This is a genomic window from Pirellulales bacterium, assembly GCA_036499395.1.
Classification (GTDB): Bacteria; Planctomycetota; Planctomycetia; order Pirellulales; family JACPPG01; genus JACPPG01.
Genome location: DASYDW010000122.1, coordinates 12767 through 27395, shown reverse-complemented (window position 1 = coordinate 27395; position 14629 = coordinate 12767). Strand labels below are relative to the sequence as shown.

Here is a 14629-nt window from a genome sequence, read left to right as displayed (position 1 = left end):
CTCACCCAATTTCTGGTCGAGCAACAATTTCGTTCGGCGGAGCACTCCCCCTGGCTAAAGGTGCTGCGTTCCGCATTCAGTCTATCTTACGAACTGCGACTAAAGGCCGTTCCCGCCTGCGCCAAATATCCGAATTTCCGCGCCTGCGATCGATTGTCAGATTGTCCGCCAGTGAACGACCATATCCGCATCGACCGCCAGGATCTGACCGTCGGGCACCTCGGACCACGGTGCCTGGCCGATTGTTTCCGAAGCCACGGCCACACCACGAAACGTCCCGCCATCGGCACCATTCGGCCCAGCGATCAACGGCCCCGCGCGATTCGTCCAGTACAGACTATGCCTCCAGCGCGAGGCGATCAGCACCACACCATCGGTCAGCAAAAAGTTCAGTCGCGTCGGCTCGTCCGGTTGGGTTTCCTCGCTGCGGCGGGCCAGAATCCGAATCGCCGCGGCCATCTCGCCCGCGACGACCGCCAGGTCCCCGCACGGCCCCTCGGCCGACTGGCCGGCGCGCCGCAGCCGGCTCAACAGCCAGAAAAAAACTTGCTCGCTGTCGGTCGTTCCGCCCACCTGGCGCCGCAGATCGCCGTCGGTTTCGTCGATTAGCCCCTGCCGCAACTGGTCGAAACCGGTCACGGTTCCGTTATGGACGAACACCCAACTTCCGAACGTGAACGGATGCGCGTTAGCGACACACAGGTCACCCACCGAAGCCTGGCGTACGTGCGCCACTGCAACCGGCGACACGATCTGCCGCGCGGCGGTCACGAATTCGTTGTCCTCGGGCGCCGCGGTTGGACGGCGAATCACCCGCGGCTCGTGCTGCTCGAAATAGCCGATCCCCCAACCGTCGCGATGCTTCTCCCCGCGCCAATCGCCGCAACTCTGTGCGCGGAGCGCATGCGGCTCGTCAAGCAACATGCCGGAGAGCGGCAGCGGACGCGCGGCGATGTGACCGTACAATCGGCACATAGTCTGACCCGGGACGAAACTGGCGAAGAGGGAATCAGGCTCCGCGGGCCTCTTGCCAGGCGAACGGATCCAACGGGAAAGCGGCGGGAGCCAAAAACGAGCGGTGACGGTCAGCCCCTTATCGCACCAAACGACACGTCGCGCACCGAGGAATTATACTGACGAGCGACCACATGGCCTAGGTCAGAGATGGATGTGTGCCACAGGCTCCGCCCATATTCGTAGGGTGCCCTGTGGGCACCATGGGTTGCACGTACCGCGTCACCCGCCGAACGGTGCTGTGGTGTAAAAACGAAGATGGTGCAGACAGTACACCCTACAAAAACATCTCGCCGCGCGACAGGCAATCGCACAGCCGGCCGTATACCTGCGTTAGCGCTGCCCGGTCTGGCGATTCGCCTCCCAAGGCCCGCAACAGCCGCCGCGCGAGCGGTCCCTGTTGCAAAATCACCTGTAGGGCCTCGTCCGTTTCGGGTGTTCGACCCGGCCGATCGGCGACGCGATCGTTGATGTGGCGCCACAGATCGGCCAGCGTGGCCGACGAGGCGTCCAATCCGAACAGACGCAAGTATTCCGTGTCACGGACCATGGCCTGCTCGCCATCGCGAATTGCCGAGAGCAGGATCTCGGCCAACCGCTCGGCCGGCCACGCCTGCTGCTGGGCGAGCGTCGTGAACCGCCCGTCGACCAATGCCCGCAGCGCCGCCACGGTCAGACCGCAGATGGCCAGATCGGCGGCCGGACATTCCTGGATATCGAGCACCCGGATTTCGATCGTGTTGCGCTCGAAGCGCGCGATTGCTCCGCGCGCGTTGAGCCATTCTTCTTGCAGCACCCCCTCGGGATCGTGCGGCGCGATTTCGGCGTACAGCGTATTCAGAATGACTTGCCGATAGTCTGCTTCGCTGAACACCGGCTCGGGCACGACATGTCCCGTGATCGCCGGAATCCGCCGGCTGTTCGTGCGGTAGACCTCGAGCCGCGTATCGAGCGTGCCGGAGCCACGCCCTTCGACGATCGGACTGCTTGCCGCCAGGGCGGGCAGGATCGGCAGCACCAGCCGGATCGCGGCATGCAGCCGGCCAAACTCTTCGTCATTCCCAAACGGCAGATTCAGATGCACGCTTTGCAGGTTCGACCAGCCATGCCCCTGGCAATCGAAAATCTTGTTGAAGGCCTCGTAGATCTCGTTGCAATCGTGCGGCCATAGCTTTGTCTCGCGCAGCGGATCCATCCACGGGTGCATGCCGCCGGGCATCAGCTTGGCGCCATGCCGTGCCAGCAGCTCATTAATTCGACGCACCTGTGATTGAAATGAGCCGGCGAGAGGCACCAGCGAAGTGGCCGGATCGGTCGTTTTCAATTCCACCACGTGGGCGACCAGTTCATTCGACCAGGAGACGTCCCCGGACTCGACTTCGCCGACATATTCCTCGCCGCCGGTCGCGTCGCGCAGCAACTCGTCGGCGATCGCACGCACGTCGAGCGACCGTGCGTCGACGATCATATATTCCAGCTCGACGCCAAATGCTTCGAACAATCGCAATCGCAAGGCGGTGCTCACGTGATCCTCTTGCCAGCCTTCGTGGCTTCAATGCGTTCCAGAAATACGTCCATGATGCGGCTGTACAACTCGTTCTTTAAAAAGCCGTCTTCCACGCCGGCGTCGATATTGGGATTATCGTTGATCTCGATCACGTAACAGTGGCGACCGCTCTGCTTGATGTCGACGCCGTATAGCCCATCGCCGATCAAGTTCGCCGCCCGCAACGCCGTACTGATCACTTGCCGAGGGGCCTGCTGCACTGGAAATGTTTCGGTCCGGCCATAGCGGCGCTTGCCCGACGATTCGTTCTTCACGATCTGCCAATGGTCCTGCACCATGTGGTATTTGCAGGCGTACAGCGGCTGTCGATCGAAAATGCCGACGCGCCAGTCGTAGGTCGTGGGGAGAAACTCCTGGGCGATCAGCAGGTCCGACTTCTCCAGGAATCGTTCGGCACATTCGTCGAGCGCGGCCTGGCTCTCGACCTTGACCACGCCCAAAGAAAAGGCCGCGTCCGGCTGCTTCAACACGCAGGGAAAGCCCAGTTCTTGGCCGATCGTGTCGACGTTGTCCTTGTTGACGATCGCGCTGCGGGGAATCGCGATTTTGTGCCGGGTTAGCAATTCCGCCAAATAGACCTTGTTCGAGCAACGCAGAATCGACTCCGGATCGTCGACGACAACCAGCCCTTCCATCGCCGCCCGCCGGGCAAAGCGGAAGGTGTGATGCGCCACGGCCGTGGTCTCGCGAATGAACAGCGCGTCGAACTCCGCCAGCCGGCCATAATCGTCGCGGCCTATCAAGTCAGTCTGTAAGCCCACGGCCTCGGCGGCGCGGACGAATCGATCGAGCGCCTTTTCATCTGACGGTGGCAATGGCTCGTCGGGATTCACGAGCAAAGCCAGGTCGTACTTCGCCGGATTCCGCTTTCGAAGTGGCGCTCGCCGGCCGGCGAAATGCTCGGTCGCCACGTCCAGCACGAACGAACGATGCTGCTGCGGAATGCCGTCGACTGGCACCGGGCCGATCTGCCGCAACTGCCACTTGCCGTTCTTGGTGAATTGCGCTCGCAGAAGCGGCGCCTGAAACAGATTGAATAAGTGCAGGCTCAACCGGTCGTAGCGCCGGGCCAAATTTCGCCCGAAGTAAATGCTCAGCGTGAACTTGTCCGACTCGATCGGCGCCAGGCTGTTCTGGATCAAATCGTCCAGGTCGTCCGATACGAAGCGCACCACCGTCTGCGACTTCATATCCTGGATGGTCATGATGTTGGGCAGTGGCTTGTGCCCGCGGGCCGTGGCCAACAGCGTCACATAGTAGCCCAGACTTTGATAGCGATACGAACGGCACAGGTTAAACACCTTCGCACCGCGCACTTCGCCGTATTCGGGCTTAGTGAGATAACTCTTCGCGTCGACGACCGCCACCCCCGGTATCTGAAACGGCCACTCGTTGACGTTATTAACGATGATCAATACCGCCATGACTTCCTTGTTTGCGCTGCTTGCGCGGTTCAATAATCAAGAGGTTCGCATCGTAGGTGAGGATGCCCAACAGAATGGCACAGATCACGCGTTCGATGCTGACGACGTAGCGGTTGTCACCAGCCACGGGATTCGGCGCCAGCGGATCAGCGACCAGCACCTCGCGGGTGTCCCGGTTGTAGCCGCAGAGAACGACAAAATGCCCGGTCGGCTCGCCGCGCACGGTGTCCGGCTCGCAGTTGGGACCGTGTTCGCGCGCCGCGCGGTGTAGGTAAGTGGCGCTTAGCCCCGTCAGCACCGGAATCGAACGACTGAGGTATTTGCGAATCAGGCTGCCGGTTAGATCCTCGAAACGCAGTTGCCCGCCGCGTTCGAGAAATTCCAGGTAGGCCCGCGTGGCCACTTTCAGTTTCGGCGACGCCTTGTATTCCATCTGCTGCAAGAGCAGGTCCGCCAGGTCGGGCCGGGCCGGACGGAACCAAGTGGGATCGAACAGCGCCAAGTTATAGGTGTAGATCGTGGCCGTGTAGCCGCGGCGCAATGCGTGGCAGGCCAGAAAGACGTCGAGCGTACCGCCCCCTTCGACGCGCCCCACCTCCGAGATCACTTGCTCCAGGTCGATCTGGTCGCCGTGGTAGCGGTAAACAGAGTGTAGGCAGGTCGGGCCGCATGTGTAGTCATCCGGCTGCGGCAGCATCTCGACAATCAGATTCGTATCCAACGTCCCTGAAACCTCCCAATGGCCCCGCAAAGCAGGGCCCTCGCCGGCTGTAATTGCATCCCTCGCGCCTCGGCAGATTTTACCCCGTTTGCCGATTTTGCACGAGAGCAGCAGCCCGGGCCGTGAGCAGCACCGGGTACCGGGGCCGCCGCCGGAAGGGAATCAAACCCGCGCACGAATCGCCAGGAATGGCTCAGAAAGGTGGCCGACACATCACCGGCCGGTACTCAAAACCAGAGGTCAGCGGCACGTGGTCGGTCGCGCCGCCAACGGGATCAGTAGTCTTTTTCAACCACGAATGACACGAAAATGGTGAAGAAAGACTGTCCGCCGACTCGCCTCTCTGTCATTGTGTTATTCGTTCTATTCGTGGTTCCTGTCTTTTTTAGAATCGCGTTTGACGCCGCGTTACTCGCCTGCCATCGGCTGCGTCGCGACCGGCGCCGGCGACTGACCTGGCAGGGTCGTGAAATACCCGATCATCATTTCGTCCCAGGTTTGGTCTCCCCAGCGGACGTCGCGATTCGGATCGGGATTGCTGAGGTTTTGTTCCGAGTTGTCGAAATGCGCCGTGCATAGCAGTCGGGTGCCACGCGGCAGCAGCTTGGGCTCGGCCAGATCGTATCGCATCTGCCAGTTGAAATCGTACTTCGGCACATCCAGCAGGATTTCCTTCCGGCCGTCCGGATACTCGGCCTCGTAGCGGAATGCCTTGCCGCGCATGTGCATGTGGGGCGTCATCGAGACCAGCCGCACATCGTCCTTGAACTCATGACGCGAATTTACGGGATGGTTGTCCGCGCCTGCGGGAATGCGGAAATGCGTATTCGCCGCTTCGTCGCCGTCAACGCGTTCGCGGACGTCCTTGGGATCGGCGAAGACCATGCCCACGCAACTGCGGTCGAATTGCTCGCTGCCGTTGGGGGTGTAATGCACCTGGAAGACCACCTTCGAACCGGCCGGTACAAAGAGCGCTGCGCCGTCAGGATATTTGGCCGGCGGCATGCCGGGCGCGTAGCCTACCAGCGTCCCGCCGCCGAGCCCCAGTCGCGGCTGCTGCTTCGGCCGGATGAAGCCGACGATGATGTGATGCACGACCGCGCGGTTGCCCGGCCGGGCTTCGATCGCCTTCACCCATTTGTCTTCTTTGAAGAACGGGTCGGCCAGGAAATACCGATACGGCAGCGTTCCTTGCGCGGCGACCTTCACCGGCTTCTCTTGCAAGAAGACCACCCGATCCGGCTCGGGGATCTGCCATCCTTCGGCGAATTTCAGCGGCTTCGGCAAGTCCTTGGCATCCCCCTCGGGGCAACCATTATCGACCCAATCGTAAATCAATTGCTTTTCGTTGGGGCTCAACCGTGCATCATTGGCGAACTTGCCATGAGCCGGATCAGCGAACCACGGCGGCATCCGCCCCTCTTCGACCACTTCGCGGATCGTGGCGGCCCAGCCGACGACTTCCTCGTAGCTGGTCATCGGGAACGGCGCGATGTCGCCGGCATGATGGCAATTCGCACACCGCTCGTTGAGCAGACGTGAAATCTGCTTCGCGTATGTGATTGTCCCTTGCGGCTCGACCTTGGCAACGCGGCCGATCAAGCAGCCCGGCGCCTCGGTCGTCGGCTGGCTGACTTCTTTTCCGGCCAGCAATTCGTCGAGCGCTATGGTCAGATCATGCCGCGTGGCCTGCGGACGCAAGAAGCCGATGCCGTACTGATCATCAATCCGCCCGACATAGCGCACCACGCGCGACTCGTCCAGTACGAACACTTGCGGTGTGCGCGACGCGCCAAGCGCATCGGCCACCGTGTTCCCTGCGTCCTTTAACATCGGAAACGTCAGCTTATGCTGCTGGGCGAACGTGGCGATTTCGGTGAGCGCGTCCTGCCGATTGGCGTTCACGCCCAGCACCGTTACACCGCGCAGGCCGTAGTCCTTCGCGATCTGCTCGAGCCGGCCAGCGTACAGCTTTGCCAGTGGGCATTCGTTCCCCAGAAATGCCAACACAACGACCTTCCGGTCTGCGAAATCCACCAGCGTATGCGGCTTACCGTACTGGTCGTGCAGCGAAAACTCAGGCGCCTTACGGCCGATCAGGTCTTTCGCGGCCTCGACATCCTTGCCCACGGCCATCGAACTGCCGGCCAACAGAGTGCCAGCCGCCAGCAGACCGGCCAGCATTAATGAGAAAATCCTGACCATCGCGCACAGACCTCTTGGGATGTTCCGTGACAAAACGGTTCGCTCGACACGCGGCCAAGCGGTTGGCTCAGTACACTGCCGAGCAGTTCGCCCCGACCGGGCGAACCCTCGCCGGAGTTACCCGGCCCGTGGCCCGATGGTTTCACCGACGGCACGAGAATTTAGCGGAGAATACCGATCCGGCACGACCCCAACCTTTCGGTTCCTCCGCATCCGATAGCGGTATTTAACTCGCGAAAACCCTATCCATCCGCCCGGCGATGGCTTGCAAGCGTTCGCGACCGCCGCCCGGAATCTCGGCCGTGGCCCAGCCCGTGTATCCGATGCTGCGCAAAGCCGCCATCACTGCCGGCCAGTCGCAATCTCCTTCCAGCAACTCGACGTCAAATCCCTTGCCCAGCCCTTCGTCGTTCTGCTTCTTGCGGCTGAACTCCTTGATATCGAGTTTCAGAATGCGTTTGCCGAGCGTCGTGATCCAATGCTCGGGCCAGCCGTAGCGCAGCACGTTGCCGACGTCGAAGTACGCCCCCACCATCGGCGAATCGAGTTCGTCGATGTAGCGCGCCTCTTCCAACGGGCTTAGCAGGAAATTGTTCCAAACGTTTTCCAGACCGATCTTGATGCCCAATTCGTTGGCCAGCGGAAGCGCCTTGCGAATCTCGGCCTGCGAACGCGTGTAGGCGTCTGCGTAAGAAACTTCCTTATTAACGACCGCCGGCACCAAGAGCGCCGTCGTGCCGCCGTAATATTTCGAATCGCGCAGCGCCGTCTGCAGCCCTTCGAGCCCTCGCACCCGCACGGCCGGATCGGGATGCGACAGCGTGTCGCGCCAATGGACCGAATCGACGACACCGTGGATCGGCAGCCCCACTTCATCGCGCGCTCGCAGCACCTCGTCACGGTCGAGCTTGCTGGGGCTATCCATTTCGACGCCGTCGTAGCCCAGGTCTTTGAGTAGCTGAAACTTCTCCTTGACCGTGTTCCCTTCCTGGATCATGCCGTACTTCACGGCCTTCTTCATCGGCTTGGAAGAAGTATCGGCCGCGACGGCAGGCAGTGCCAGTTGCGCGGCGCTGACCGCTACGGCTGCCGCGCCCGCCGCTTTGAGAAATTCGCGTCGATCCGCTCGATCGTGGCCGTGCATTATTGCTCCTCGGTCGGAACCAAATATAGTAAGGCCGGGCGGGACGCAGTTATTTAAGCAATTGTCCCCGACCCGTGTTCGCCCTGCCATAATAGGCCCACCAACAGGGCTCAGCAACGCAACCGCGTCCCCTGCGACTGCTAAGACACCTCACGCCGAAATTCCCTCACCGTGGAGTCCAGCTCGATGCCGACCGTGCGCACCTTGCCATTTGCCGCTCTCGTTATCGCGACGACTTTGCACGCGATGTTCAACGCATTGCAAGCGGCCGAGCCGCTGCCCGGCACGCAGCCGCTCACGGTCGAAGGGGACCTGGCTTCGCAAATGGTTGATGGCATCGATCGTTTTCTGCTGCGGCAGATCGGCGAATCGGCTACTCACCGCCCGGTCCATTGGAATCGGGACACTTCGTCACCGGAAAAGTACAGCGCCTCGGTTCAACCGAATCGTGAGCAGTTGGCAAAAATCATCGGCGCCGTCGACAAGCGTTTGCCGTGCGACGCGCTCGAGGTCATCACCACCACCAGTCAATCGGCGCTCGTGGCCGGTTCGCCGAAATTCGAAGTACTGGCCGTTCGCTGGCCGATGCTGCCGGGCGTCTACGGAGAAGGCTTGTTGCTTTACCCCACGCGCGATAACCCCATCGCCGACGTGATCGCAATCCCAGATGCCGATCAAACGCCCGAGATGCTGGCCGGCTTGGCCACGGGAGACACGGCACTTCCGCCCGAGCAGCAGTTCGCTCGCCGGCTGGCCGAGAGTGGCTGCCGCGTCGTGGTGCCGATGCTCATTGATCGCGACAGCAAGTATTCGATCGGCGCCGCCGGCACGCGTCCCACGAATCAACCTCATCGCGAGTTTATCTACCGCCAGGCATACGAGCTGGGCCGGCACATCATCGGCTACGAAGTGCAAAAGATGCTGGCCCTGGTCGATTTCTTCACGGCCGACGCCCAGCGCACGAAGCAAGATCGCCCGCTCGGCATCATGGGCTATGCCGAAGGAGGGCTGATCGCGCTTGATACCGCGGCGCTCGACACGCGCATCGACGTTGCCTGCATCAGTGGCTACTTCGCCCCGCGCAATCACGTTTGGGAAGAACCGATCTATCGCAACGTGTTTTCGCTGCTGCGCGAGTTCGGCGACGCTGAAATCGCCTCACTTGTCGCGCCGCGGCCGCTGGTGATCGAAGTCAGCCGGACGCCCGAGATCTCTGGCCCTCCCAAGCCCGTCGGCGGCGGCGCGGCGCCTGGCAAGCTGACAGCGATCGACCCCTTGGCCGCGATTCGCGAGACGACTCGCCTGCACGACATGCTAGGCGGAATGCATCAGCCGTTGACGTTCATGGGAGGGCCGGGCGCTGACAACGTGCTGCCGCCGGTCAGCGAAAGCACGCTCGAAGCGTTCCTTCAATACCTGGTCAAAGACGCCGAACTCGCTGACCTCGGGCCAGCCCCAAAAGTAAATCGCCCGGCCGATGCAGAACAACTCAAACGGCAGTTCGATCAGCTCGTCGACTTTACACAGCGGCTGCTGGCCGACTCGGAAGAAACCCGTCGCCAGTATTGGGCCAAGGCGGATCGCAAATCGCGCTCGGTCGAAAAGTGGCAAGAGTCAACGGCATCGTACCGCAAATATTTCTACGACCAGGTTATCGGCCATTTCGTCCTGCCCAAGGAACCGGCCAACCCGCGCTCGCGCAAGATTTTCGACGAGCCCACCTTCACCGGTTACGAAGTGATGCTCGACGTTTTTCCGGACGTCTTTGCTTACGGCATTCTGCTGGTGCCGAAGAACCTCAAGCCCGGCGAGCGGCGGCCGGTCGTCGTCTGTCAACATGGCCTGGAAGGGCGGCCGAAATTGGTCGCCGATCCGACGGTGAACGACCATCACTACAATCAATACGCCGTGCAATTGGTCAAACGCGGCTACATCACTTACGCGCCGCAGAATCCGTACATCTTCGAAGATCGCTTTCGCACCTTGCAGCGCAAGGCGAATCCGCTCGGCAAAACGCTGTTCTCGATCATCGTGCCGCAACACGAACAAACCGTCGACTGGCTGGCGTCGCTCGATTTCGTCGATCCGGCGCGGATTGCCTTTTATGGCCTGTCGTACGGTGGCAAGACAGCCATGCGCGTCCCTTCGATCGTCGAGCGATATTGTCTGTCGATCTGCTCGGCAGATTTCAACGAATGGATCTGGAAGAACAGCTCAGCCCGCAGCCCTTACAGCTACTTACACACGGGCGAGTATGAGATGTTCGAGTTCGACCTGGGCAATACGTTTAACTATTCGGACATGGCCGGCCTGATCGCACCGCGGCCGTTCATGGTCGAACGCGGCCATCGCGACGGTGTCGCGCCGGACGAATGGGTTGCCTACGAATACGCCAAGGTCCGCCAACTATACGCCGACCTGAACATCCCAGACCGCACCACGATCGAATTCTTCGACGGCCCCCACACCATCCACGGCGTGGGAACATTTGAATTCTTGGATAAACAGTTGCATTGGTCGCCGATTGCTGAATAGTCTCACGACTAGCACGTTGCGTATTTCTAAACGGCGCGTTTGTAGTGCAGTCTGTGTTCAAATTCTGGGGACTTACATATGTCTCATCGCACGCGGGTAGCTTGGGCCGTTGCTCTATTCGGTCTTTGCGTGGGGGCAGGCTGTACGGGAGCGACCGCTGCGAATCCCGCGAAATACGAACGCATGAACGCGTTCGAGTTGTTGAAGGCGGCGGCCGCGGCACCCCTGGCCGAAGAAGCGGGATTCCTATTCTTTGCGGCGCAGGTCCGTTTCGAGATCGACAAGCAAGTCTTCCCGCCGATCGGAACAGGAGGCGACAGTCCCGCCACGCTGCAATCAGCGCTCTCGATGAGCGTCGGAATGCGCGTAGGCCCCCTCGTGAAGAATGACGCGCGCGTCCAGGCGAAGGTCGCGCAGTTGCTCGGGCAATGGAAACCTTACCTGGGGGCGGATTACGAGCCAGGGTGGGACCATAAGCCACGCATGGACGAGCAGGCAGCAACGGCGCTCGCGTCCCGTGTCCAGCAGAGGGCGATCAAAGCACTGACACCCAATACGAAGCTTTTAGAAAACGCCGAGTACGCCCAGTTGACGAAGGAGCGCAAGGAGGCGGACTTCACGATTCAGCGGATCGATGCGCAGAATCCCCCTGGCCAGCAGCGGACGCCGGAAGTGGTCAAGGAATACAAGGCCGCGGCTGACAAACGACTGGCCGCCGCCGAACGCATGCACGAAATCGAGTTCGAGCTTGCCCCCGAAATGCGTTGGCACGCGCAAGCAGGCTGGAAGGCCGAAGATTATTTCCAAGACCCAGCCGTTGTCGCGCTCTGCAAAGCCATCGAAGACAACAATATTAAGGAGATGGAACGCCTCATCACCGAAGGGGCCGACGTCAACGCCGTGGGCAAGGACGGCATGACGCCGCTGCTGTGGGCGTTTCCGGATCGCAAGATCGAACGGTTTGCCTGTCTGCTACGGCATGGGGCGGATCCCAATGTATCAATTGAATCCGACTTTGGACTCGGCCAGCGCGCGTTCCATCCCTATCCGATCGGCGGCTCCTCCGACCTCGACCGGGGTTGCCATGCCGGGCAATCCGTGATGCATCTGGCCTGTCGCTCGCCGGTGATCGATTACTTGAAACTGGTCGTCGAGCATCGTGGCGACGTCGACCAGATCGATAGGCAGACCAACCAGTCTCCGCTCCACGTCGTCACGCAGAATGGGTTTCTCGACATGAAGGAGCGAATTGAACTGTTGCTTGCCAAGAAGCCCGAGCTGAATCGCTTTTGCCGGTGGAATCTAACGTATCCGGTGACAGGGGCTGTGCAGAGTAGCCAGTTCGGCGCAGCCTTGGTTCTGCTCGAGGCGGGCGCCGATCCGAAATTGTACGAGCCCGATGGCGAGCGAAAGCTGATTCATGCGGTCCTCCATACGAAGAAACGCACGCTGCAGTATCTCCCGCCTGAGCGGGTGGCGGAGTTCGATGCACTGGTCGCCTGGCTGGCCCAACATGGCGAAACGCTCGATCAAGCGCAAGCCGATGAAGACGAGTGGCAAGCGATCTACAAAAAGTACGGCATCGCACGCGGCAAAGAAAAAATCGTTGCCCAGCGCAAGGCGAAGCAGGCCGCAGGCGGACAGGCTAAACCGTAAAGCCTACTGCCAGTTCGCCCGTCGATACGTGCCACGATCCGGTCACGGCGACGTCGACACCACATCCTCGGCCTCGTCGATCAACCCCGGCACGGTGGCCATCGTTGGCCCGCGCACGTTGATGTCGTGTACCAGGAAGGCCTGATCCGTGACAAAGTACGTATTGAACTCGGCCACGATCAAGTTGTGACACACGGCCATCCCTTGCTTTTCGATATTGTCGATGACGACCGGCCCGTGCGTCGTGTGCAGCAACTCACCAGGCTCAAGCTCCTTGGCCATCTTCCAGCCGACGCCTGATACCCAGAACAGATGTCCGTAAGTGGCGCGAATCGTTTCGCCACCGGCCGTAATCTCGACGAGGTCGCGTATCTTGGGCCCCACGGTCGTGGCTAAAACAGGCTTGTACGTGAGCTCGCCCGTTTCGACATTCTGTGCCAGCACGAACTCGCCGACCTTGATTCGTTCGATCGGCACTTGCCCGGCGATTGTCCAGACCGTGGTGCCGGCCACGAAACACGAGTGATAACGGATCTGTACCGGCGTGATCGAGCTCTGCTGTAAGTAGCTGACCGGGCGCTCGGTGGGGCGATACATCTCATTATGGCTCGCCCACCATTCCCACCACGCCTTCGGATCGTCGGATAGGTCCTCGCCCGTCGTGTTGCGTAGCGCCACCGCTGTCCGCGCGTTGACTTCGACCTGGGTTCCGTTGAATTGCTGAGCCGCTTGCGCCAGGCCAAGATCGCGTCCAAGCGTCGGGTCCGGCGTATTGTTCACACGCATTGCGCCCGTTTTACCGGTGATGCTGACGTCACGCTTAGTAGCCCCCTGCGAAACGAATTTCATGTCCCGCGATTGCCCTTCCTGAAACATCGTCAATCGGTGGGCTGGCCGATGGTCGGCGAGGAAGAATGTGTCGAAGCGAACTTCCACCGGCAATTGCAGATAGTTGAGCAGCATGGGGACCGAGGCGTATAGCGAGCGCGGACGCAATCCGTCGATCGCCGCCTGCCGAACGGCGTCATCTTGTGCCAGAACGGCATGCCGCACGAGCGAATCCGTGGCCTCCTGTCCGCGCATTCCTGACAGGCTGGCCACGACCGCCCTGCCCACAGTCCCCGTGTTGTTCCGCGACGCTCCCTCCAGGGCCGGTATCGCCTCACGATCTCGAATTGTCGAGAGTGCTTCGAATCCGCTGCTTCGCGCGGCCAGTTCGTCGCCATTGATCGATTTACAAAGTTCATCGATGCGCGGCATCCAATGATGAACCGTTACATCAAGCATATGTTCCCTGGCTTCGAGCATCGTCGCCTGCGCGGGCAGAACTTGCGTCCCATGAAAATCAACCAACTGCAGATGGTCACGCGCCTCCTTCAGTTCAGGATTTATCAGTAGCGCGACCGAGTAATGCAGCCGTTCCTGGTCCTGCAATCCTGCGTTACGACAATAGCGAGCCAGAATGAGCTGATCACCGAGCGAGTGTCGCGTACCGTCGATCTTCCGCCGATATTCTTTCAAACGCTCGCCGAAGTAGCGATCGCGCGGCAGCTCCTCGGCACCTATCCACGTGCCGTTCTGCCGCACCTCGCCCAGTTGCCAATGCGCTGGCGCATAGTCTGGATCGGCCGCTAGCGCCTTGGCGAGATAATGCGTTCGCCCTGTGGCATCCCCAGTAGCCTCGGCCGTCAACGCTTGCCGGACGAATTGCGCGGCTTCTGACGAATCAGTTTGCTGCTCTGCGGCGTGAGCGCGCGGATAGCTAACAAAAAAAGCGACACTCGCTGCTAGAAGCAGTCCCATACCAGCGCGAAACGCCAGTGAGGGTTTTAAGAATCCAGTCCGCAACCCCAGCAAGGGGCGACGTTCAAAACGGATCGCCCGCAACTCCGAAAGCAGCAGCTTCGAAGAGAGCGACTTCGAAAAGAATCGGCCTGCCGCACACGCTTGTCCCTGCGTCGCACGCATGTCTGCCTCCCGGCCTCGATGAGCCGCGTTCGAGATTGCCGCAACAGCGTCGCTAACAAACTCTGCGTCGCTCGCAACCGCGCCGCTCGCAAACTCTGCCAGCCCCCCCCTCAAGCACGCGGTCACTTCATTGCGACGGCGACGCTTCGCTGGCGTTTATACGTACCACGCGAATGGGCTAGTTCATAATTACAAATCCGAGAGTCCCTTCAGCTTACAACGGTGAAAGGTAGACGCCTTTATTAGCCGCAAACCCACGACGGGCGCCATGCTGCATTTGCCAGAACCGTTTCGCTAGCACAACTGACCTTTTCGCACGTTGCCCCTTTTGGTACTACACCGCCGTCGAATCTTCCTTTCCCTTTCTCGCTTGTTGCATTGCGCTGTTTCCCCCT

General features: G+C 60.6%; 9 protein-coding genes. 2 read left to right on the top strand and 7 right to left on the bottom strand.

The window, feature by feature from the left end; genetic code table 11:
* Positions 1 to 156 precede the first annotated feature (156 nt).
* The 6 genes from VGN12_22870 to VGN12_22845 all read right to left on the bottom strand — a co-directional run bounded on the left by VGN12_22870 (position 157) and on the right by VGN12_22845 (position 8075).
* Positions 157 to 975 carry a class II glutamine amidotransferase gene (locus VGN12_22870; protein ID HEY4312309.1) on the bottom strand — a complete coding sequence of 273 codons (819 nt, stop codon included), beginning with the start codon at positions 973 to 975 and terminating at the stop codon, positions 157 to 159.
* A gap of 316 nt (positions 976 to 1291) precedes the next feature.
* Positions 1292 to 2539 carry a glutamate-cysteine ligase family protein gene (locus VGN12_22865; GenBank protein ID HEY4312308.1) on the bottom strand — a complete coding sequence of 416 codons (1248 nt, stop codon included), beginning with the start codon at positions 2537 to 2539 and terminating at the stop codon, positions 1292 to 1294.
* A complete protein-coding gene (locus VGN12_22860) occupies positions 2536 to 4005 on the bottom strand; it encodes a RimK family protein (protein ID HEY4312307.1) in 1470 nt (489 codons plus the stop codon). The genes VGN12_22865 and VGN12_22860 overlap by 4 nt, the downstream gene beginning before the upstream one ends.
* Positions 3983 to 4726, bottom strand: a complete 744-nt coding sequence (locus VGN12_22855) for a hypothetical protein (protein HEY4312306.1) — start codon at positions 4724 to 4726, stop codon at positions 3983 to 3985. Before VGN12_22855 ends, VGN12_22860 begins: the two co-directional genes overlap by 23 nt.
* A 408-nt stretch (positions 4727 to 5134) precedes the next feature.
* Positions 5135 to 6910 carry a redoxin domain-containing protein gene (locus tag VGN12_22850; GenBank protein ID HEY4312305.1) on the bottom strand — a complete coding sequence of 592 codons (1776 nt, stop codon included), beginning with the start codon at positions 6908 to 6910 and terminating at the stop codon, positions 5135 to 5137.
* A 247-nt stretch (positions 6911 to 7157) separates the two neighbouring features.
* Entirely contained in the window at positions 7158 to 8075 is a 918-nt protein-coding gene (locus tag VGN12_22845; protein HEY4312304.1) for a sugar phosphate isomerase/epimerase family protein, read from the bottom strand.
* A 186-nt stretch (positions 8076 to 8261) separates the two neighbouring features.
* Here VGN12_22845 and VGN12_22840 point away from each other — a divergent pair, with 186 nt between their 5' ends.
* Both VGN12_22840 and VGN12_22835 read left to right on the top strand, forming a co-directional pair.
* Complete coding sequence (locus VGN12_22840) at positions 8262 to 10610, top strand: hypothetical protein (GenBank protein ID HEY4312303.1); 2349 nt, start codon at positions 8262 to 8264, stop codon at positions 10608 to 10610.
* A gap of 183 nt (positions 10611 to 10793) precedes the next feature.
* On the top strand, positions 10794 to 12266 hold the full coding sequence (locus tag VGN12_22835; protein HEY4312302.1) for a hypothetical protein: 1473 nt from the start codon (positions 10794 to 10796) through the stop codon (positions 12264 to 12266).
* A 42-nt stretch (positions 12267 to 12308) separates the two neighbouring features.
* On the opposite strand, the gene VGN12_22830 is transcribed toward VGN12_22835, so the two are convergent.
* A complete protein-coding gene (locus VGN12_22830; GenBank protein ID HEY4312301.1) occupies positions 12309 to 14234 on the bottom strand; it encodes a polymorphic toxin-type HINT domain-containing protein in 1926 nt (641 codons plus the stop codon).
* Positions 14235 to 14629: the final 395 nt, after the last annotated feature.

Bases quoted from the DNA above. Each gene is read 5' to 3' on its own strand.
- VGN12_22850 (HEY4312305.1), bottom strand. From the start codon at position 6,910: ATGCTGGCCGGTCTGCTGGCGGCTGGCACTCTGTTGGCCGGCAGTTCG.
- VGN12_22860 (HEY4312307.1), bottom strand. From the start codon at position 4,005: ATGGCGGTATTGATCATCGTTAATAACGTCAACGAGTGGCCGTTTCAG.
- VGN12_22830 (HEY4312301.1), bottom strand. From the start codon at position 14,234: ATGCGTGCGACGCAGGGACAAGCGTGTGCGGCAGGCCGATTCTTTTCG.
- VGN12_22840 (HEY4312303.1), top strand. From the start codon at position 8,262: ATGCCGACCGTGCGCACCTTGCCATTTGCCGCTCTCGTTATCGCGACG.
- VGN12_22845 (HEY4312304.1), bottom strand. From the start codon at position 8,075: ATGCACGGCCACGATCGAGCGGATCGACGCGAATTTCTCAAAGCGGCG.
- VGN12_22835 (HEY4312302.1), top strand. From the start codon at position 10,794: ATGAACGCGTTCGAGTTGTTGAAGGCGGCGGCCGCGGCACCCCTGGCC.
- VGN12_22870 (HEY4312309.1), bottom strand. From the start codon at position 975: ATGTGCCGATTGTACGGTCACATCGCCGCGCGTCCGCTGCCGCTCTCC.